Here is a 19,094-nt window from a genome sequence, read left to right on the forward strand (position 1 = left end):
GCCGGTGGAGACGCCCCTGTGTAAAATGTGCTTTTATTCTTACACTCGCAGCAGCCAGGGCCGCAGCAAAAACAATTATATATTCAAAATGAAGGACTTAGAGAGATTTCTGGGAAGACATAGTAAATGAAGAGTCAAAATGATGTTGTTCCCCCTTCAACACCCCCGGTTCAGCCGCAAGCCCAATTCGTAACGATCGCCGAGGAAGAAGCAGGCCAGCGCATCGACAACTACTTATTAAGAGTGTGCAAGGGAGTGCCTAAAAGCCACATCTACCGGATCTTGCGATCAGGAGAAGTGCGGGTTAATAAAGGCCGTATCGATCAGCTGTACCGTCTCGCCGCCGGCGACGTGGTGCGCATTCCACCCGTGCGCGTGGCCGAAAAGGCCCCCACGGGCGCGCCGGCCGCCGAATTCAAGATCATCTTTGAAGATGCGCAACTGCTCGTCATCGACAAGCCGGCCGGCGTGGCCGTGCATGGCGGCTCGGGCGTCTCGTTCGGCGTGATCGAGCAATTGCGCGCCTCGCGCCCCGACGCCAAGTTCCTGGAACTGGTGCACCGCCTGGACCGCGACACGTCCGGCTTGTTGTTGCTGGCAAAGAAACGTACCGCATTGACGAATTTGCACGAGCAGATGCGCGACGGCGTCACCGACAAGCGCTACCTGGTGCTGGTGGCGGGCGACTGGAAGAATGCGCGCCAGCATATCAAGCTGCCGTTGCATAAATATACGACGGCCGAAGGCGAGCGCCGGGTGGCCGTGCAGGCTGATGGCCTGGCGTCGCACACGGTGTTTTCACTGTTGCATAAATATCACAACTTCGCCTTGCTGGAAGCGGAATTGAAGACGGGACGCACGCACCAGATCCGCGTGCACCTGTCCTCCTCCGGTTTCGCCATCGCCGGCGACGATAAATATGGCGACTTTGCCCTCAACCGTGCCCTCTTGAAAGCCGACAGCACGCGCGGCGCCCTGAAGCGCATGTTCCTGCACGCCCATCAGATCACGTTTACGCACCCGGAGACGGGCAAGAGTATGACCCTGAACGCGCCGCTGGCAGCCGAATGCGAGCGTTTCTTGGTAAGCTTGGGCAAACCATTGGCCGTTGCTGCACGATAAGTATTCACCGCGTGCACGCGACACTACTCACAAGGTAGCCAGTCGCCATCATTCATTCTCAAGGAGTCGGCGGCTTTGCCGTCGGGAAACATGGCAAGAAAGCAATTTGATCTGATCGTCTTTGATTGGGACGGTACCCTGATAGACAGTACCTCGACCATCGTCAAGTGCATCCAGGCGTCGGCCAAAGACCTGGGCTTGCCAATTCCCACCGAGTTGCTGGCCTCGCATGTGATCGGCTTGGGCTTGCAGGAAGCCATGCAGCTGGTGATGCCCGATGTCGAGCCGAAATACCATGCGCGCATGGCCGAGCGCTACCGTTATCACTATCTGTCGCGCGACCATGAGTTGACCCTGTTTCCTGGAGTGCAAGAAATGCTGCAGGACTTGTCGCAGCAAGCGTACTTTCTTGCCGTCGCCACGGGCAAGAGCCGTGTCGGCCTGAACCGCTCCTTGAATGCCGTCAAGCTGCTGTCGCTGTTCGATGCGACGCGCTGCGCCGATGAAACGTTTTCCAAGCCCCATCCGGCCATGCTGCAAGAGCTGACGCGCGAACTGGGTCAGGATATGCGCCGCACCGTGATGATTGGCGATACCAGTCATGATTTGTTGATGGCAAGCAATGCAGGCGCGGCCGGTATTGCCGTAGAGTATGGGGCACATCCTGTGGAGCAATTGCAGGCTTGCCAGCCCCTGTATTCGGCCGCCACGGTGGCTGAGCTGCACCAATGGCTGAGCGAGCACGCATGATGAGCGATGTTGTCGACGTATTCATTTGTGCCGCCGATGCGGTGGCCGATGGCGGCAAGGGCGTGCGCTTTCCCGTCTCGGCCGGTGGCGAAGCGACCACCGGCTTTGTCGTGCGCCATGGCGGTAAGGCGTATGGCTACCTGAACCGCTGCGCCCACGTGCCGATCGAACTGGACTGGGCCGAGGGCGAGTTTTTCGAGTCCAGCGGCTTGTATCTGATGTGTTCGACGCATGGCGCCATCTATGTGCCGGAGAGCGGCCTGTGCGCGGGCGGTCCCTGCAAGGGTGGCCGCTTGCGCCCGATTCCCGTGACCGAGCGCGATGGCCAGCTGTACTGGCAACCCGATGAGTATGTCCAGCCGCTGCCAGCCTGAAGCCGGGTTTAGGCCTTCTGTAATTTAAGCAAAGTGAACCATGAGCGATAACACGAATGACAAGCTGGACAGCAGCGCGCCAGCCGCCGGCCACGGCGCCCCTGCGGGGAACTGGGAGCGCGACGTACTGGAAAAGCTGGTATTTGCCACTTTGCAAGAGCAACGCGCGCACCGCCGCTGGAGCATCTTTTTCAAGGTCTTCGGCCTGTTGATCGTGCTGTTCGCCCTGTGGGTGTTTTATGACTACAACACGGCCGACGACAGCGAAACCCTGGGCCGCCACACGGCCCTGATCGATATCAGCGGCGCCATCGAGTCCGAAGGCAGCGGCTCGGCCGCCGTCGTCATCCCCGCGCTGGACAAGGCCTTTTCCGATGCCGGTTCCGTGGCCGTGGTGCTGCATATTAATAGTCCGGGCGGCAGTCCCGTGCAGGCCGGCATGATCGTCGACGAGATGCAGCGCCTGCGCAAGGGCTATCCGGATAAGCCTTTATATGTGGTGGTCGATGAAATGTGCGCCTCGGGCGGCTATTACATCGCCGCCGCCGCCGACCGCATCTATGTCAACAAGGCCAGCGTGGTCGGTTCCATCGGCGTGCTGATGGACGGCTTCGGCTTTACTGGCGTGATGGAAAAGGTGGGCGTCGAGCGCCGTTTGCTGACGGCGGGCGAGAACAAGGGGTTCATGGACCCGTTCAGCCCCCTGAGCGAAAAACACAAGGCGTATGCGCAAGGCATGCTCAATGAAATCCACCAGCAATTCATCGACGTGGTGCGCACGGGACGGGGCAAGCGCCTGAAGGAAACGCCGGACACGTTCTCCGGCTTGTACTGGACCGGCGCGAAAGCCGTGGAAATGGGCCTGGCCGATGATTTCGGCACGGTCGACAGCGTGGCGCGCGACGTCGTCAAGGCGGAAGACATCGTCGACTACACGCAGCATGAAGGCTTGCCGGAACGGGTGCTGAAGAAATTTGGCGCCGCCATGGGCGCCGGTGCCATGAAGGCAGCCGTGCAGCAGTCACAACCGGCATTGCGTTGAGGACATCACTCTTGGCAGGCGGGCAAGCCAGTCGAGAATGATTTTCAATAAGGTGGTATTTTGGCTTGAAAAACGGGCTGCTTGGGCTATATTGAAAACGTAGTTCTTTTCAAGGAGGGGCGATATATCAACTATGTTGTCAGTACTAACTTGATTGGTAGGTCTTGGAACTACTCGCCGCATCGCAGATGTGGTTTTGAGTGAATTTACATTCCTCACTAAAGTCCCGCTGGGGCTTGGGAACGGCGGCGCAATGCCGCCGTTTCCTTTTGTGCGTCGTTCGTGCTGGATGTGCTGGCGTGAATCGACATTGTTGCGTTGTCTGGGCGAGCTGGCAAGGTAGGCATGCGAGGGCGGGGCATGGCTGGTTCGATGGCGGCGCTCAGGCGGCGCAGCCGTTGCAATGGGCGGGCAGGGGCGGGGTGGCTGCTTGCCGGGCCGGCGCCGTTGCTGTGCTGCCGGTATCGGGCGGCGTGTCCGCCGTGGCGGGTGCGCTGACGTTGTCGATTGCTACATCTGCATCTGCATCTGCATCCGCGTGCGCAAAGCCGCCCTGTTCCAGCCAGCACATGAAATGGCATTGCGCCTCTGCATGCCAGTGCGTCTGGCGCGCTGGCGCTGGCGGCGCGTCCGCATCCTGCGGCACAGGGGCGTTGCTCCAGCGCGCCACGCCGAGTTTGACCTTGTGCATGGCCGCCTGTTCCGCGGCGATGCGCTGACGCATGTCGGCGATGCTGCCTTGTAAGGCGATGGTATCGGTATGCTTCATACGATGTCCTTATGAGGGGTGGCGACTGCCACAATTCCTAAAGTACATTAGGCGGATTCCTAATGAAGTTTCAGTCTATCAATGCGATATTCCGAGCGCTTGATATATCTCAAAGGAATTGGCCATTTATATCGAAATCTCACCTTGTGCTTCGCCATATCTGTGCCTGCGCAAGGCTGGCGCGCGTTCCACCGCCAGGCGCAGGCGGCGCGCGCCGCCGCTTCACGCTGCCAGCCGCTTCTGGTAAAGTCACGCCCATGAGTAAATTATCCCTAGACCGCATCCTGCAATCGCAGGGTTTTGGCACCCGCAAATATTGTCGTTCCCTCATCGAGGATGGCGATGTCGTCATCGATGGCGTCACCCAGACCAATTACCGCACCACCGTCGAGACCGAAGGCCTGGTGCTGCACGTGTTCGACGAAGAGTGGGTGGTCCGTGAGCACCTGTATCTGGCGCTGAACAAGCCCGCCAACTTCGAATGCTCGCGCAAGCCCAGTCATCACCCTGGCGTGCTGACCCTGCTGCCGGAACAGTTCACCTGGCGTGAAGTCCAGCCCGTCGGCCGGCTCGACCACGATACGACCGGCATGCTGCTGATGTCAGACGATGGCCCCTTTATCCATGCACAATCGTCACCGAAGCGTCACGTTCCAAAGATTTACCAGGCTACCACGCAAGAGCCCGTGACCGATGAACTGGTAGTGCAGCTATTGGCTGGCGTGCAATTGCACGATGAGCCGGCCCCGTTGGCCGCCCTGGTCTGCGTCCAGCGCGGAGAATTCCAGCTGGAAATCGTGCTCGAGCAAGGCAAATACCACCAGGTTAAGCGCATGCTGGCCGCCGCCGGCAACCATTGCAGCGCGCTGCACCGTTCCGCCATCGGTAGCCTGACGCTGGAATCGCTGGGCATTGCCGAAGGCGAGTGGTGCTATCTGACGCCCGAGCAAATCGCGCTGCTGGCGTAAATCCCTCCTGACCGCCAAAGCCGGGAATGTCCCGGCTTTTTGGCGTCTTTAGTCCCTAATTGCCTGCATTTGACGAAGTTTCCCGCATATGAAATTAGCTACCCTGAAGGATGGCACGCGCGACGGCCAGTTGGCTGTCGTCTCGCGCGACTTGAAAACTGCGCATCTGGCCGATGGCATCGCCTCGACCCTGCAAAAGGCGCTCGACGACTGGAGTTTCATCGCGCCCCAGCTGGACTTGCTGTACCAGACCATCAATAACGGCCGCGGTCATCGCGCCTTCGAGTTCGATGCGGCCAACTGCATGGCACCCTTGCCGCGCAGCAGTTTGCGCGTGGCTGGCGCCGCGTACCTGCAGCAGATCGAGCGGGCCTGCAAGGCGGCGGGCAGCGAGGCGCCCGCCAACTTGCGCGAGGCGCCGCGCCTGTACCAGGGCGCCAGCGACGATTTCCTCGGCGCCCACGACAACATCAGCCTGGCGCACGAGCAGTGGGGCATCGATTACGAGGCAGGCATCGCCGCCATCATGGACGACGTGGCCATGGGCTCGACGCCGGACCAGGCGCACCTGAACATCAAGCTCTTGATGCTGGTCAACGACATTACCCTGCGCAAGCTGGCGCCCGACGAGCAATCCAGTGGCTACGGCTTCCTGCAGGCGAAACCGGCCATGGCCTGCTCTCCTGTGGCCATCACGCCCGACGAGCTGGGCGATGCATGGCGTGGCGGCAAGGTGCATTACGCCCTGCGTTGCAGCCTGAACGGCAAATTGACGGGCCAGCCCCACGCGGGCGCTGACATGGCGTTTAATTATCCGCAATTGCTTGCCCATCTGTGCCAGACGCGCAACGCGCGCGCCGGCAGCGTGCTGAGTGCGGGCGGCGTCGCCAACAAGGAAGTCAAGAAGGGGTTTTCCAGTATCGTTGAGCGACGTAACCAGGAGATGATCGCCGATGGCGTCGCCAGTACGCCCTATTTGCTGTTCGGTGATGTTGTTCGGTTGGAAATGCTGGGTGATGACGGCAAGTCGCTGTTTGGTGCGATAGAGCAAACGTTGAAACAGGCCGAGACGCGCAAGTCGCGTTAAGGTTACTTGAGAGCAAAGGAAAAGCAGGGGATTAGCCCTCCTTTTCCCTTGATGGCGTTGCGGTCATTGAACCGATAATGCGTCATGCCCAGTCCGTATTGCGCCTAACCAGGCAGCAGGACTTCACCGGAGTTGATTGATGTCGGAAGACAGCGACGCAGAAAAGACCGAAGCCGCGTCACCGAAGCGCCTCGAGCAGGCGCGTGAGGAAGGCGATGTTCCGCGATCGCGTGAAGTGGCAACGTTTACGGTGCTGATGGCGTCCGGCTGCTGTCTGTGGTTTGCCGGCGACGCCATCGTGCGGCGGCTGACGGCCGTCATGGTGTCGGGCTTGACCCTGGACCGGGAGCAAATCCTCAATCCCGACGCGATGATGTTGCGCATTGGCTACGACGTGGGCTCGGTCTTGCTGACTTGCCTGCCATACGCGCTGGCCATCATGCTCGTCGCCCTGGCGTCGCCCGTGCTGGTGGGCGGCTGGCTGTTCAGTTCCAAGGCGTTTACCCCCAATTTTGGCAAGCTCAACCCGATTCGCGGCCTGGGCAATATGTTTTCTAAGAATGCGCTGGTGGAATTGCTCAAGGCCGTCGCCAAGACCATCGTCGTCGGCGTCGTCGCCTGGATGGTGATGCAGCACCAGAAAGACGCCGTGCTGGGCCTGTCCGTCGAATCCTTGCGCGCCGGTTCGGCCCATTTGATCAGCCTGCTGATCACGGCCTTTTTGATGATCGTGGGCGCATTGGGCTTGATCGCCGCCATCGACGGCCCGTACCAGATGTGGCACTACGCCAACAAGATGAAAATGTCCTTGCAGGAAGTCAAGCAAGAGTCGAAGGAATCGGACGGCAATCCGCAGATCAAGGCAAAAATTCGCCAGATGCAGCATGAAATGTCGCGCCGCCGCATGATGGCCGACGTGCCGACGGCCGACGTGGTGGTGACCAATCCTACCCACTACGCGGTGGCTTTGAAGTATGGCGAGAATTCGCGCGGCGCACCGCAGGTGGTGGCCAAGGGCATCGACGAGGTGGCGGCGAAGATCCGCGCACTGGCGGGCGAACACAAGGTCGCCATTCTGGAAGCGCCGGCCCTGGCGCGTGCGCTGTATAAGCACACGGACATCGGCGACGAGATTCCCGAGGCGCTGTATGGCGCCGTGGCCGAAGTGCTGGCATATGTATTCCAGCTGCGCAGCTACGGCAGTGGCCATGGCCAGCGGCCCGACAAGCCGAAAAAACTCGACGTGCCGCCGGAGCTCGATCCGCTCGACCCCGCATCGCAGATCAAGGCCGCAGCAGACGCAGCAAACAAGAATAAAGGAAGTACACCATGAACGGCCTGAGATTGCCAGCCTGGCTCAGCGGAATGGGCAGCAACGCCAGCAAGGGCCTCGCCGCGCCGATCATCATCATCATGCTGCTGGCGATGATGGTGCTGCCGCTGCCGGCCTTCATCCTCGATATTTTCTTCAGTTTCAATATCGCGCTGTCCATCATCGTGCTGCTGACGGCGCTGTACACGGTCAAGCCGCTCGACTTCATGGCGTTCCCGACCATCCTGCTGGTGTCGACCATGCTGCGCCTGTCGCTGAACGTGGCGTCCACGCGCGTGGTGCTGACGGAAGGCCATACGGGCGCCGACGCGGCCGGTAAGGTGATTGAAGCGTTCGGCCACTTCCTGATTGGCGGTAATTACACGGTCGGTATCGTGGTGTTCATCATTTTGACGATCATCAACTTTACCGTGGTGACCAAGGGTGCGGGCCGTATCGCCGAGGTTGGCGCCCGCTTCGCGCTGGACGCCATGCCTGGTAAGCAGATGGCCATCGATGCCGACCTGAATGCCGGCCTGATCGGCGAAGACGAAGCGCGCCGCCGCCGCACGGAAGTGGCGCAGGAAGCGGAATTCTATGGCGCCATGGACGGTGCCAGCAAATACGTGCGCGGCGACGCCATCGCCGGCATCATGGTCACCGTGATTAACATCGTCGGCGGCTTGCTGGTGGGTTTGCTGCAGCATGACATGGGCTTTGCCGACGCGCTCAAAAATTACACCCTGCTGGCCATCGGTGACGGCCTGGTGGCGCAGATTCCTTCGCTGATCATTTCCACGGCGGCCGGTATCGTCGTTTCGCGCGTGGCCAGCGATCAGGACATCGGCACGCAGCTGGTGGGCCAGCTGTTCGCCAAGCCGCAAGTGCTGTACATTACCGCCGCCATCATTGGCGGCATGGGCTTGATTCCCGGCATGCCGAACATGGTCTTCCTCCTGCTGGCCGCGCTGCTGGCCGGCTCCGCCTATCTGATTAGCAAGAAACGCACACAGGAAAAAGAGGCGGCGCAGACGCCGGCCGACGTGCCGCAAGCCACCGTGGCGCCCGAGCAGGAAGAAGCCAGCTGGCAAGACATCATGCCCGTCGATACCCTGGGCCTGGAAGTGGGCTATCGTTTGATTCCCCTGGTCGACAAGACGCAGGGCGGCGAATTGCTCAAGCGCATCAAGGGCATCCGCAAGAAATTTGCCCAGGAAGTGGGCTTTCTGGCACCGCCCGTGCATATCCGTGACAACCTGGAATTGAAGCCGTCCGCTTACCGCATCACCCTCAAGGGCGTGGAAGTGGGCGTGGGCGAAGCGTTCAACGGCCAGTTCCTGGCGATTAATCCCGGCATGGCCAGCGGCACCTTGCCGGGCCTGGCCACCAGCGACCCGGCGTTCGGCTTGCCCGCCACCTGGATCGACGCGAGCTTGCGCGACCAGGCGCAATCGATGGGCTATACGGTCGTCGATGCGGGCACCGTGGTAGCCACGCACTTGAATCATCTGATCACCTCGCACGCTTCCGAGCTGCTGGGCCGCGCGGAAGTACAGTCCCTGCTCGACCACCTGGGCAAGGATGCACCGCGCCTGGTGGAAGACATGGTGCCGAAGATGCTGTCGCTGTCGGCCCTGCAAAAGGTGCTGCAGAACCTGCTGGCCGAGGGCGTGCATATCCGCGACATGCGCACCATCATCGAAACCCTGGCCGAGCATACTGTCAATACACAAGACCCGAACGAGCTGACGGCGCTGGTGCGCGTATCCCTGGGGCGCGCCATCGTGCAGCAACTGTTCCCCGGCGCGGCCGAACTGTCCGTGATGACCCTGGACAGCCGCCTGGAACGCCTGCTGATGCAAGCCATGGGCAATGGCGGCGATGGTGCCGGCATCGAGCCGGGCCTGGCCGATACCATCGCGCACCAGGCGGGCCTGGCTGCCCAGCAACAGGAAGCGCTGGGCCTGACGCCGGTGCTGCTGGTGCCGGCGCCGCTGCGCGCCTTGCTGTCGCGCTTCCTGCGCCGCGCCTTGCCACAGCTGAAAGTGCTGTCGCATGCGGAAGTGCCGGAAACCAAGACCATTCGCGTCACCAGCCTGGTGGGCGCACAATAGTTGTTCAATATGCATCGTGGCGCCGTTCCTGCGAGAACGGTGCCCCGATTCTTGACTTTCAGCATCAATTTCCTGCTGGCAAACTGAATAACGGGTACTTTCCCATCCTGTTCCTTCGATCGTTTCCTCCAAGCATCGCTAATAATGGAAACTGTCCGGGTGATCTGTGTCCATGTGGAAGACAGCACCCAAGCAACAGGAGTCGACGATGGTCACACAGTTCAGCCAATATTGCGCCACCCCCGCCTTGGGAGGCCGGTCATGAATGTGAAGAAATTTACGGGCGCCTCGTCGCGCGATGCGCTGCGCAAGGTGCGCGAAGCGCTGGGCCCCGATGCCGTGATCCTGTCGAACCGCCAGGCCGATGGCGTGGTGGAAATCCTCGCGCTGGCCAATGACGATGCCGCTTCGCTGGCCTCGCCGCCGGCCGCGTCCGAAATGGCCCAGCCCCGTCCCCAGTTGCAGACCCAGTTCGCCACGCCGCAGCGTCAGGCAGCCCCGGCCCAGCGCCCGGCTACCCCGACACAACGCCAGCCAGCGCCGCGCCAGGCTTCTTCCGAGCCAGTGGACATGGCCCGCATGCAGCAGATGATGGCCAGCGCGCTGGCGCACGTCAAAGAGAATGCCGCCGCCGAGATGAGCGGCATGATGAATGAAATCCGCGCCATGCGCGGCATGATGGAAACCCAACTGGCGGAAATTTCGTGGGGCTCGACGCAGCAGCGCGAGCCGCAAAAAGCCGTGGTGCTGCGCGAAATGCTGGCGGCCGGCTTTTCGGCCAGCCTGGCGCGCTATCTGATCGACAAGCTGCCCGCCGGCCTCGATGGCGCGCAAAGCATGCGCTGGATCAAGACCGTCCTCAGCCGTAACCTGAATACGGTGGCCAATGAAGACGCCATGCTGGAGCAGGGCGGCGTGTTCGCGCTGGTGGGGCCGACCGGCGTCGGCAAGACCACCAGCACGGCCAAGCTGGCTGCCCGCTGCGTGATGCGCCACGGCCCGGAAAAGCTGGCCCTGATCACCACCGATGCCTACCGTATCGGCGCGCATGAACAGTTGCGCATCTATGGCAAGATCCTCGGCGTGATGGTGCATTCGGTGAAGGATGAAGCGGACTTGCGCATCGCCCTGAAAGAATTGAAAAACAAGCACACGGTGCTGATCGATACGGTGGGCGTGAGCCAGCGCGACCAGATGGTCACGGAACAGGTGGCCATGCTGTCGGGCGCCGGCGCCGATGTGAAACGCCTGCTGTGCCTGAATTCCACGGCGACCCAGGAAACCCTGAATGAAGTGGTGCGCGCCTACCAGGGCAGCGGCCTGGCCGGCTGCATCATGACCAAGCTCGATGAAGCGGCTTCGATCGGCAATGTGCTCGACGTGGTGATCCGCCAGAAGCTGAACCTGTTTTATGTGTCGAACGGCCAGCGCGTGCCGGAAGATCTGTACCTGGCCGACCGCGGCTACCTGATCGACCGCGCCTTCAAGCTCAAGCGCGATGCGGCGGCGACGCAGTTTTCCGATGCCGAACTGCCGCTGCTGATGGCGCAGGCGGCCGCCCGCAACAATGAAGCGCGCGGGGTGCACCTTGGCTAATTTCGATTTCGACCAGGCCGAAGGCTTGCGCCGCATGCTGGCCGGCCCGCAGCCGCGCGTGCTGACATTTTTATCGGCCACGCCGCAAGATGACAAAGGTGCCATGTTGGTCAACCTGGGCGCCTCGCTGGCCTACGGCGGCAATGATGTGCTGCTGCTCGACGCCAGTGGCGGCAGCGATGGTGTCGCTGCCCGCCTGGGATTGGCGCACGGCGCCAGCCTGCGCGACGTGGCGCGCCAGCAGTGCGCCTTGAACCAGGTCATCCACCAAGTGCCGCAAGGCTTTGGCGTGGCCAGCCTGGGGGCGCGCAACCACCTGATGGACAGCATGGACTATGCGGGCGAGGAAGAACTGCGCCGCCTGGGCAAGACCTTCGAAGTGCTGGCGCGCCAGAGCGGCATCGTGCTGGTCGACGGCGTCGTGGCCGACCAGGGCGATTGCTTCCCCGTGCCGCTGATGGCCTCGTCCGACATCGTGGTGCAAGTCTCGACCAGCGCCACTTCGATCAAGGCGGCGTACTGCCTGATCAAGCGCCTGAGCCAGGAACTGGGACGCCGTCCGTTTGGCATTCTGGTCACCGGCGCTTCCGAATCCGAGGCAAAGGTGGTATACGATAATATGGCGCAGGCGGCGAGCCGCTACCTGGCCGTGAAACTGACCTCGATGGGGTCGGTGCCTGCCGATGAGTATCTGCACCGCGCGGCGCGTCTGGGCCGCAGCGTGGTCGATGCCTTTCCGCTGGCGGGAGCCTCGGTGGCGTTTCGCGGACTGGCCGAGCGGCTGGCCCGTTCGGCGGCGCCGGTGCTTGGTGGCACCTTGTACCAGACGGGGAGCCCGCACCAGTTCAGCGTCTGATTCCATCAATCAGCACACGATAGCAGTTAAAACAATAAGCAGCCTATGTACACGGTCAAAGGGAAATCGAACAAGGACTATTTGCTGACGGAGCACATTCCGCTGGTGAAGCGTCTGGCGCACCATATGAAGGCGAAATTGCCGCCTTCGGTCGAGGTCGATGACCTGATCCAGGCCGGCATGATCGGCCTGCTCGACGCCATTACCCGCTATGAAGAGACGCATGGCGCGCAGTTCGAAACGTATGCCGTGCTGCGCATCCGCGGCGCGATGCTTGACGAATTGCGCACCAGCGACTGGCTGCCGCGCAGCATGCGCCAAAACATGCGCAAGATCGAAGAGGCGATGAGTACCCTGCAGCAGCGCCTGGGCCACCCGCCGACGGAGTCGGAAGTGGCGAAACTGCTGAAAATGTCGCTGCCCGACTACCAGGAAATGCTGGGCGACGGCGGCGGCCACCAATTGCTGTACTACGAAGACTTTCATGACCCGGACGGCAATGACAGCTTCCTCGACCGCCATTGCGTGGACGAGGACAGCGACCCCTTGCGATCCCTGCTCGATACCGATTTCCGGCAATCCGTGATCGATGCCATCGACGCGCTGCCGCCACGCGAGAAAATACTCATGGGCCTGTATTACGAAGAAGAGCTGAACCTGAAGGAGATCGGCGCGGTGATGGGTGTCTCCGAATCGCGCGTCTCGCAACTGCATACCCAGGCCGTCGCGCGCCTGCGCGCAACTTTGAGGGAGCTGGCGTGGACTGGTCCAGCGTAATCGGGCTGGCGCTGGCGCTGGCGGGCCTCTTGGTCGGCCAGGCACTGGAAGGCGGCAAGATGGCCTCCCTGCTGCAGCCGGCCGCCTTTGCCATCGTCATTGTCGGCACCTTCGGCGCCGTGCTGCTGCAAACGCAGCTGCGCACTTTCGTGCGCGGCCTCGAAATGCTGCGCTGGGTCTTCCTGCCGCCGGCCGACACGCGCGCCGCGCTGGCGCGTGACATCGGACAATGGAGTTTGACGGCGCGCCGCGACGGCCCGCTGGCGCTCGAGCGCCTGATGGAAAACACGGCCGACCGCTTCAACGCCAAGGGTTTGCGCATGATCGTCGACGGTATCGCCCCCGACAAGCTACGCCAGCTGCTCGACGTGGAAATCTCCGCCTACGAGCTGGCCGAGCGCCAGGCCGTCAAGGTGTGGGAATCGGCGGCCGGCTATTCGCCCACCATCGGTATTTTGGGCGCCGTGCTGGGCCTGATCCACGTCATGGAAAACCTCACCGACCCGAGTAAATTAGGTAGCGGCATCGCCGTGGCCTTTGTCTCCACCATCTACGGCGTGGGCCTGGCCAATCTGTTGTTCCTGCCGGTGGCGAATAAACTCAAAGCCATCGTCTCGCGCCGCGTGCTGCAGTATGAAATCACGGCCGCCGTGCTGTACGACATCGCCACGGGTGACCATACGCGCATCATCGAAGAGCGCGTGGCCAGCCTGCTGCACGAGCACTGAGCATGATGCGGCGCGCGCGCAGGAAGTATGACGAGGAGCCGGACAACCAGGACCGCTGGCTGATCTCGTACGCCGACTTCATCACCTTGCTGTTCGCCTTCTTTGTTGTCATGTATGCGATTTCGCAAGTCAACGAGGGCAAGTACCGCGTCTTCCAGAACGCCATCGGCCAGGCCTTCAGCCTGGAAAAGGGCGCGCCGCCCATCATCATGGAAGCGCCGCAGGCGATCCCGCTGCCCAATCCCGCCCTGAAACGTCGCACGGAAGCCATCCGCCGCGAGCGCGAACACATGACGCGTTTGGCGCAGGACCTGACGTCCACCCTGGCACCGCTGGTCAAGGAAGGTAAAGTCAGGGTGACGCAGACGAGCCGCGGCGTGAGCGTGGAAATCAATGCCAGCGTGTTGTTCGACCCGGGCGCCGCAGGGCTGACTGCCGAATCGGACCAGGCCTTGCGCGCGGTGGCCGTGCTGCTCAAGGATGATACGCACGACGTGCAGGTGGAGGGGCATACGGATGTCCAGCCGATCAGTAATTCGACCTTTGCCTCGAACTGGGAATTGTCGGCCGCGCGCGCCAGCGCCGTGGTGCGCCTGTTCATCGCCAGCGGCGTGCAAGCCTCGCGCCTGACGGCCGTGGGCCACGCCGACAACATTCCCGTGGCGCCGAACGCCACGCCGGAAGGACGCGCGCGCAACCGCAGGGTCGCCGTGACGATTTTGTCCGGCATCCCGGAAACGGTGACGGAAGTGCCGACGGCGCCCATTGCACCTGCACCTGCGCCGGCTCCCGCCAACTGAACCCCGACGCTTGGTACAATCGCGGCCTTCTCCCTTTTTTATCTCTCGATCATGAAAAGCAGTTCCCTGGGCGGTCTCGTGTATTCCACCGAAACGGGCCGCATGTGTCCCGCATGCCGCCAGCCACTGGCGCAATGCGCGTGCAAGGCGCAAGCCAAGGCGGCACCTGCCGGTGACGGCGTGGTGCGCGTATCGCGCCAGACCAAGGGGCGCGGCGGCAAGAGCGTCACCGTGGTCAAAGGCTTGCCGCTGGACGCCATTGCGCTGGCCTTGCTGGGCAAGCAGCTGCGCACGCAGTGCGGCTCGGGCGGCACGGTCAAGGATGGCGTGATCGAAGTGCAGGGCGACCACGTGGACACCATCCTGGCCGCGCTGGCCAAGCTGGGCCACCAGGCGAAAAAGGCCGGCGGCTAGTCGGCTCGCGTGCGTGCGGGACTGTGCCGCGTGCCTGTGGTAACGTGCGTTTCCAGTCCACGCGCGCCACTTCATGATGAATATCAAACTTACCGGCATCGCCATCGCCGCTGCCATCGCGGCAGCGCTGGCGCTGGCGTACTGGCCCGCGTCCGACGGCGGCGCGCCGGGAGCTGCCACCACGACGGCCGCCAGCGCGCCAGCGGGACGCAGCCTGGAATCGTATTTGAATATTGATGCCTCCGTCCCTGCGGCCCAGCCGCCCGTTCTCGCGTCCCTGGCGCAGCGGCTCGAACGCCTGGGCGCCAGCGGCAGAGCGGAAGACGCGTATGCGGCCTTCAACCTGATTGACGACTGCATCGTTTTTCAACGCGAAAGCCGCTTGCCGGGGATGGAATTGGAGCTGGGACGCGAGATGACGGCGGAAGAAAAAGCCGCCCAGCAGCAGCTGTGCGCGGGCCTGACGCAGCGCCAGCGCGAAGACCGCCTCGCTTACCTGGCCACCGCTGCGAAGGCGGGCGTGCCGGGCGCCGCCACCTTGTTCCTGTCGGAAGGCCCGTTCGGCGACCGCAGCGCGCTGCGCAACCGTGCCGACGATCCGCTGGTGCAGGCATGGAAGCGGCAAGCCATCGCCCAGCTGACGGTGCAGGCGGACGAGGCGGACCTCTCCAGCGTGGCTAGCCTGATGATGGCGTATCTGCGCGATGGCGAGGTGGTGCAGAAAGATGCGCCGCAAGCGTATGGCTACCTGCTGGCCCTGCGCCTCGTCTACGACGATATCCTCGCGCCCGGCGTCACCAATCCGTATCAGGATGAATACTGGCACTGGCTGCAGGCGGAACTGACGCCGGAGCAGCAAGCTGCCGCCGCAGCGAAGGGGCAAGCCATCGCGGCGAAATTTCGCCAGCATGCGGGGCGACCCGCGCATGGTTGAGCTGGCAAGGCCGCTGCGCCTTGCCGGGGTGGGGGCACTGTTAAATAAGGGATTAGCCGATGACGACGCGCCGACTGGTCGTGTTGGTCGTCGGTTGGCCGCTGGGGCCGTAGAAATTGCCGCTCTGGGCCGTGGGGCGCATGGCGTTCAGGGCGCCTTGCGTGTGCAGCATGTGCTTGTTGACCAGCAAGCTGTTCAGCCGGTTTTGTTCCTTGGCTTCGCGCGTCGTCTCGAGCAGGGCTTTCCACAGGGATGCCGCTTCGGCTTCGCTGGCGCCGACCAGCCAGTCTTCCATGCCCGCCTCGGCGGCCGTGAAACCGGCTGCCGCCAGCGCCTGGTGGCGTTGCGCCGCCAGCTGGCTCAATTGTCCTACGAGTGCCGTCTTGCGCGCCGTGAGCTCCGTGATTGCATCGATGTCAGCCGCAACCAGATGCCGCTGTTCTTCTTTCATCAATGCCAGCAATGTGGTCATGAGCTGTTGCTCGTCGCGCAGGCTGGAAAACGGAGTCACTGATTGCATGGGGGAACCTATCTATTGCGTGAGTGCAGCAAGTCCTTGACTGTGTCGAGGAGACCGTCCGCCACTTTTTCAGAGTTGACCTGGAACTGACCGTCGGCGATCGCCAGCTTGATGCGTTCGACTTTTTTCGTGTCGAACACGGCGCCGCTGCCGGCAGTTGCACTGGCCGCTAATGCCTGTCCTTGCGGCGACAGGCGTACATTGTCCGACGTCGTCGGTGTTGCCTGGGCTTTCTCGGCATTCCGGGCGCCCGAGGTATTCGCGGGCGCCACCGGCAGGCCGGGATTGCTTTTAATGGTGTTATCGGTAATTTTCACAGCGTGATCCTCGTCTGGTCGAAGTCAAGAAACTCCGGGATATGTGTCATTATCGGCACCTTCTGCCGAAACTTTAGTGCGCCAGACCACAATATCGCTGTCCATCCGTATTTAAAAGGCGACCTCCACCATGCCGCCGGCGCGCGCCACGCCGCTGATCTGCTGGCCGCTCTGCGTGCGGACCTGCACCGTCTGGCCCTCGCCGGCGCTGCCGATGGCGCGTCCTTCTGATGCTACCTGGAAACCGTTGCCACTTGAAACGACGCGCACCAGCTGGCCCTGCATCACCACCGGCTTGCGGCGCAGGGTGTCGAGGCGCATCGGCGTACCTGGCGGTAAGGAAATATTCGTGCTGGCGCCCACGACCTGGGCCATGTCGGTGGCAATGCCTGCCGGCAATGCGGCCAGGTCGCCCTGCATCGTCACCAACTGGCTGGCATCGATGGCTTGCCCTTGTGCCAGCGGCACGGCGCTGGCCACGTAGTCGCCCACGACGGCCACGTTGGCTTGCAAATAGATGGTCCAGTTGCTTGGCGCGGTGCAGCGCACGCCCACGGTGGTCTTGCCCCAGGCGCGCGCGCCCGGTGCCATGAATGCTTGCGGTGCGGGGCAAGCCGCCAGGTTCAGGCGCGGATCGACGGCGCCGACGCTGATCGTCACCTTGCCCGGCAAGCCATTGCTTTGCACCTGCAGGAATTGTTCCACGCTGTTGCGCAGCGCTTCCGGCGTCTGCCGGCCGGCGTTTTGCGCCTGCGCCAGCAGTGGCAGGGCGGCAAGAGCGAGAAGGAGTGCGAGCGGTATTTTCATGGGGATAGGCCTCTGGAATACTGCCATGATAGTGGGCGCCGCCCTGATCGAAGCGCCGATTAAGGGGTAAAAGTAAGGTCTGATCCGGCGATGGCCTTGCCGTTGGGCGCCGTACTATGTTTCCTGTCATCACTATATCGCCATCCTTCCGCCATCTCAGGCGCCAGTGGCAGATCTTTCCGGAGCCTGACATGATAGGGAAACTCGACGATTACATGCGCTTCAACGAGACGGCGCTGAGCCTGCGTTCGACGCGCCAGGAATTGCTCGCCTCGAATATCGCCAATGCCGATACGCCCAACTACAAGGCGCGCGATGTCGATTTCGCCAGCGCACTGAAGGGTGCGATGGCGCGCAAGGATGGCGTGCAGCCGGCCCTGAAAGGCACGGCGCCGCAGCATATGCCGGGCAAGGGCGTCGCCGCCACCGGTGGCAGCACGGGCGGCAAGGTCGAGACCCTGGCCGACGGCACGCCGTTGCTGTACCGCGCGCCGGCCCAGGGCGCCGTGGACGGCAATACGGTGGATATGGATCTCGAACGCAACGCCTTTGCCGACAACGCCATCCGCTACGAGGCCGCCGTGACCTTCCTCAACTCGCAGATCAAGGGCATGTTGACGGCCATCCAGGGAGGACAATAATCATGTCGCTATTTAATATCTTTAATGTGTCCGGTTCGGCCATGAGCGCCCAGGCGCAGCGCCTGAACACGGTGGCCAGCAACCTGGCCAATGCCGACAGCGCCACCAGCGCCACGGGCGAAGCCTACCGCGCCAAGCAGGTGGTGTTCGAGGCCGTGCCCATGGCCAACGGCGCCACGGCCGTCAAGGTGCAGAGGGTGATCGAAGACCCGTCGCCGATGAAGCTGGTCTACGACCCGAAAAATCCGCTGGCCGACGAGAAGGGTTACGTCACCATGCCCAACGTGAATACGGTCGACGAGATGGTCAATATGTTGTCGGCTTCGCGCTCCTACCAGACCAACGTGGAAACCATGAACGCGGCCAAGTCGCTGCTCCTGAAAACCCTTACCATTGGCCAATAAGGCTGACTGACTATTATGGCAACCATCGATACCAGCACCGCCACCGTCACCGACCTGATGGCGACAATGAATCCGAAGAAGACGACGGCCGCGAAGGGTAGCGTCGAGGAGGAAACGAACAAATTCCTGACCCTGCTGGTGACCCAGCTGCAAAACCAGGACCCGATGAACCCGCTGGACAATGCACAGCTGACCAGCCAGCTGGCCCAGCTGTCCACGGTAACGGGCGTCAACAAGCTCAATACCACCCTGGAAACGCTGAAAACCAGCTACCAGCAGGCCGAATCCATGCAGGCGGCCAATATTATCGGCCACGGCGTGTTGACGGCAGGCAAGAACATCACCCTGAGCAAAAGCGCGGCTCTGCTGGGCGTGGAATTGGCGACGCCGGCCGACAGCGTCAAGGTCATCATCTACGACGGCACGGGCAAGGAAGTCCATTCCATCGACCTGGGCCCGCAGGATGCGGGTACCTTGCCGCTGGGCTGGAACGGCTCTACCGCCAACCTCGACAAGGATGGCAAGAATATCGTGCTGCCGGACGGCGCCTACACCTTCTCGGTGGAAGCCAAGCGCGGCGGCGCCATGCTCACGGATGCCGCGGCGCTGATGTTCGGTTCGGTCGCCAGCGTGTCGACGGGCGCGGGTGGCGTGAAATTGAATGTGCCGGGCGTGGGCAGCATCACCATGGCTGATGTGAAACAGATTTTGTAAGCCGCTTATTTGTAGCGTAGACCCTCTACCCCTATTTTCTACCAGGAG

The 19,094-nt window shown here is 62.2% G+C and carries 22 protein-coding genes; 18 read left to right on the plus strand and 4 right to left on the minus strand.

Features of this window, described 5'->3' with window-relative positions; translation table 11 throughout:
• The first annotated feature begins 126 nt into the window (after window positions 1-126).
• From ACP7DE_RS08050 to ACP7DE_RS08065, 4 genes are all read left to right on the plus strand, one after another.
• Window positions 127-1,122, plus strand: a complete 996-nt coding sequence (locus tag ACP7DE_RS08050; RefSeq protein ID WP_426071604.1) for an RluA family pseudouridine synthase — start codon at window positions 127-129, stop codon at window positions 1,120-1,122.
• Between the two features lie 90 nt (window positions 1,123-1,212).
• Window positions 1,213-1,872, plus strand: coding sequence for an HAD-IIIA family hydrolase (locus ACP7DE_RS08055; protein WP_426071605.1), 660 nt, complete (start codon window positions 1,213-1,215; stop codon window positions 1,870-1,872).
• Window positions 1,869-2,246, plus strand: coding sequence for a Rieske (2Fe-2S) protein (locus ACP7DE_RS08060; RefSeq protein ID WP_426071606.1), 378 nt, complete (start codon window positions 1,869-1,871; stop codon window positions 2,244-2,246). Before ACP7DE_RS08055 ends, ACP7DE_RS08060 begins: the two co-directional genes overlap by 4 nt.
• 40 nt (window positions 2,247-2,286) lie before the next feature.
• A complete protein-coding gene (locus ACP7DE_RS08065) occupies window positions 2,287-3,288 on the plus strand; it encodes a S49 family peptidase (protein WP_426071607.1) in 1,002 nt (333 codons plus the stop codon).
• 382 nt (window positions 3,289-3,670) lie between these two features.
• On the opposite strand, the gene ACP7DE_RS08070 is transcribed toward ACP7DE_RS08065, so the two are convergent.
• Complete coding sequence (locus tag ACP7DE_RS08070) at window positions 3,671-4,057, minus strand: hypothetical protein (RefSeq protein WP_426071608.1); 387 nt, start codon at window positions 4,055-4,057, stop codon at window positions 3,671-3,673.
• Window positions 4,058-4,314: 257 nt separating this feature from the next.
• Between ACP7DE_RS08070 and ACP7DE_RS08075 the strand changes: the two genes are divergently transcribed.
• From ACP7DE_RS08075 to ACP7DE_RS08125, 11 genes are all read left to right on the plus strand, one after another.
• Window positions 4,315-5,025: a pseudouridine synthase gene (locus ACP7DE_RS08075; protein WP_426071609.1), complete on the plus strand. Its 711-nt coding sequence runs from the start codon at window positions 4,315-4,317 to the stop codon at window positions 5,023-5,025.
• Between the two features lie 88 nt (window positions 5,026-5,113).
• Window positions 5,114-6,112, plus strand: coding sequence for a fumarylacetoacetate hydrolase family protein (locus ACP7DE_RS08080; RefSeq protein ID WP_426071610.1), 999 nt, complete (start codon window positions 5,114-5,116; stop codon window positions 6,110-6,112).
• Between the two features lie 139 nt (window positions 6,113-6,251).
• On the plus strand, window positions 6,252-7,445 hold the full coding sequence (gene flhB, locus ACP7DE_RS08085; RefSeq protein WP_426071611.1) for a flagellar biosynthesis protein FlhB: 1,194 nt from the start codon (window positions 6,252-6,254) through the stop codon (window positions 7,443-7,445).
• Entirely contained in the window at window positions 7,442-9,538 is a 2,097-nt protein-coding gene (flhA, locus tag ACP7DE_RS08090; RefSeq protein ID WP_426071612.1) for a flagellar biosynthesis protein FlhA, read from the plus strand. Before flhB ends, flhA begins: the two co-directional genes overlap by 4 nt.
• Before the next feature lie 261 nt (window positions 9,539-9,799).
• Entirely contained in the window at window positions 9,800-11,134 is a 1,335-nt protein-coding gene (flhF, locus tag ACP7DE_RS08095) for a flagellar biosynthesis protein FlhF (RefSeq protein ID WP_426071613.1), read from the plus strand.
• A complete protein-coding gene (locus tag ACP7DE_RS08100) occupies window positions 11,127-11,990 on the plus strand; it encodes a MinD/ParA family ATP-binding protein (RefSeq protein WP_426071614.1) in 864 nt (287 codons plus the stop codon). The genes flhF and ACP7DE_RS08100 overlap by 8 nt, the downstream gene beginning before the upstream one ends.
• A 45-nt stretch (window positions 11,991-12,035) precedes the next feature.
• Entirely contained in the window at window positions 12,036-12,767 is a 732-nt protein-coding gene (locus tag ACP7DE_RS08105) for an RNA polymerase sigma factor FliA (protein ID WP_426071615.1), read from the plus strand.
• Window positions 12,749-13,495: a flagellar motor protein gene (locus tag ACP7DE_RS08110; RefSeq protein ID WP_426071616.1), complete on the plus strand. Its 747-nt coding sequence runs from the start codon at window positions 12,749-12,751 to the stop codon at window positions 13,493-13,495. The genes ACP7DE_RS08105 and ACP7DE_RS08110 overlap by 19 nt, the downstream gene beginning before the upstream one ends.
• A gap of 5 nt (window positions 13,496-13,500) precedes the next feature.
• Complete coding sequence (gene motD, locus ACP7DE_RS08115; RefSeq protein WP_426071773.1) at window positions 13,501-14,295, plus strand: flagellar motor protein MotD; 795 nt, start codon at window positions 13,501-13,503, stop codon at window positions 14,293-14,295.
• A 51-nt stretch (window positions 14,296-14,346) separates the two neighbouring features.
• Window positions 14,347-14,709: a translation initiation factor Sui1 gene (locus tag ACP7DE_RS08120; protein WP_426071617.1), complete on the plus strand. Its 363-nt coding sequence runs from the start codon at window positions 14,347-14,349 to the stop codon at window positions 14,707-14,709.
• A gap of 73 nt (window positions 14,710-14,782) precedes the next feature.
• On the plus strand, window positions 14,783-15,643 hold the full coding sequence (locus tag ACP7DE_RS08125; protein ID WP_426071618.1) for a hypothetical protein: 861 nt from the start codon (window positions 14,783-14,785) through the stop codon (window positions 15,641-15,643).
• 52 nt (window positions 15,644-15,695) lie between these two features.
• Here ACP7DE_RS08125 and ACP7DE_RS08130 read toward each other — a convergent pair whose 3' ends face one another.
• From ACP7DE_RS08130 to flgA, 3 genes are all read right to left on the minus strand, one after another.
• On the minus strand, window positions 15,696-16,163 hold the full coding sequence (locus ACP7DE_RS08130) for a flagella synthesis protein FlgN (RefSeq protein WP_426071619.1): 468 nt from the start codon (window positions 16,161-16,163) through the stop codon (window positions 15,696-15,698).
• Window positions 16,164-16,171: 8 nt separating this feature from the next.
• Window positions 16,172-16,480: a flagellar biosynthesis anti-sigma factor FlgM gene (gene flgM, locus ACP7DE_RS08135; RefSeq protein WP_034754089.1), complete on the minus strand. Its 309-nt coding sequence runs from the start codon at window positions 16,478-16,480 to the stop codon at window positions 16,172-16,174.
• Between the two features lie 111 nt (window positions 16,481-16,591).
• Complete coding sequence (gene flgA, locus ACP7DE_RS08140) at window positions 16,592-17,287, minus strand: flagellar basal body P-ring formation chaperone FlgA (RefSeq protein WP_426071620.1); 696 nt, start codon at window positions 17,285-17,287, stop codon at window positions 16,592-16,594.
• Between the two features lie 191 nt (window positions 17,288-17,478).
• On the opposite strand from flgA, the gene flgB reads away from it, so the two are divergent.
• Genes flgB through ACP7DE_RS08155 form a run of 3 tightly spaced genes read left to right on the plus strand, consistent with a single transcriptional unit; the run spans window position 17,479 to window position 19,046 of the window.
• A complete protein-coding gene (gene flgB / locus ACP7DE_RS08145; protein WP_426071621.1) occupies window positions 17,479-17,928 on the plus strand; it encodes a flagellar basal body rod protein FlgB in 450 nt (149 codons plus the stop codon).
• Between the two features lie 2 nt (window positions 17,929-17,930).
• On the plus strand, window positions 17,931-18,332 hold the full coding sequence (gene flgC, locus ACP7DE_RS08150) for a flagellar basal body rod protein FlgC (protein ID WP_426071622.1): 402 nt from the start codon (window positions 17,931-17,933) through the stop codon (window positions 18,330-18,332).
• A 15-nt stretch (window positions 18,333-18,347) separates the two neighbouring features.
• Entirely contained in the window at window positions 18,348-19,046 is a 699-nt protein-coding gene (locus tag ACP7DE_RS08155; protein WP_426071623.1) for a flagellar hook assembly protein FlgD, read from the plus strand.
• Window positions 19,047-19,094: the final 48 nt, after the last annotated feature.

Origin of the sequence: Janthinobacterium sp. DSP2-3-3 (assembly GCF_049897325.1) — a bacterium.
GTDB lineage: Bacteria > Pseudomonadota > Gammaproteobacteria > Burkholderiales > Burkholderiaceae_D > Janthinobacterium.

Coding starts and splice junctions, on each gene's coding strand:
- ACP7DE_RS08050 (WP_426071604.1), top strand. CDS start 127: ATGAAGAGTCAAAATGATGTTGTTCCCCCTTCAACACCCCCGGTTCAG.
- ACP7DE_RS08055 (WP_426071605.1), top strand. CDS start 1,213: ATGGCAAGAAAGCAATTTGATCTGATCGTCTTTGATTGGGACGGTACC.
- ACP7DE_RS08060 (WP_426071606.1), top strand. CDS start 1,869: ATGATGAGCGATGTTGTCGACGTATTCATTTGTGCCGCCGATGCGGTG.
- ACP7DE_RS08065 (WP_426071607.1), top strand. CDS start 2,287: ATGAGCGATAACACGAATGACAAGCTGGACAGCAGCGCGCCAGCCGCC.
- ACP7DE_RS08070 (WP_426071608.1), bottom strand. CDS start 4,057: ATGAAGCATACCGATACCATCGCCTTACAAGGCAGCATCGCCGACATG.
- ACP7DE_RS08075 (WP_426071609.1), top strand. CDS start 4,315: ATGAGTAAATTATCCCTAGACCGCATCCTGCAATCGCAGGGTTTTGGC.
- ACP7DE_RS08080 (WP_426071610.1), top strand. CDS start 5,114: ATGAAATTAGCTACCCTGAAGGATGGCACGCGCGACGGCCAGTTGGCT.
- flhB (WP_426071611.1), top strand. CDS start 6,252: ATGTCGGAAGACAGCGACGCAGAAAAGACCGAAGCCGCGTCACCGAAG.
- flhA (WP_426071612.1), top strand. CDS start 7,442: ATGAACGGCCTGAGATTGCCAGCCTGGCTCAGCGGAATGGGCAGCAAC.
- flhF (WP_426071613.1), top strand. CDS start 9,800: ATGAATGTGAAGAAATTTACGGGCGCCTCGTCGCGCGATGCGCTGCGC.
- ACP7DE_RS08105 (WP_426071615.1), top strand. CDS start 12,036: ATGTACACGGTCAAAGGGAAATCGAACAAGGACTATTTGCTGACGGAG.
- motD (WP_426071773.1), top strand. CDS start 13,501: ATGCGGCGCGCGCGCAGGAAGTATGACGAGGAGCCGGACAACCAGGAC.
- ACP7DE_RS08120 (WP_426071617.1), top strand. CDS start 14,347: ATGAAAAGCAGTTCCCTGGGCGGTCTCGTGTATTCCACCGAAACGGGC.
- ACP7DE_RS08125 (WP_426071618.1), top strand. CDS start 14,783: ATGATGAATATCAAACTTACCGGCATCGCCATCGCCGCTGCCATCGCG.
- ACP7DE_RS08130 (WP_426071619.1), bottom strand. CDS start 16,163: ATGCAATCAGTGACTCCGTTTTCCAGCCTGCGCGACGAGCAACAGCTC.
- flgA (WP_426071620.1), bottom strand. CDS start 17,287: ATGAAAATACCGCTCGCACTCCTTCTCGCTCTTGCCGCCCTGCCACTG.
- flgB (WP_426071621.1), top strand. CDS start 17,479: ATGATAGGGAAACTCGACGATTACATGCGCTTCAACGAGACGGCGCTG.
- flgC (WP_426071622.1), top strand. CDS start 17,931: ATGTCGCTATTTAATATCTTTAATGTGTCCGGTTCGGCCATGAGCGCC.
- ACP7DE_RS08155 (WP_426071623.1), top strand. CDS start 18,348: ATGGCAACCATCGATACCAGCACCGCCACCGTCACCGACCTGATGGCG.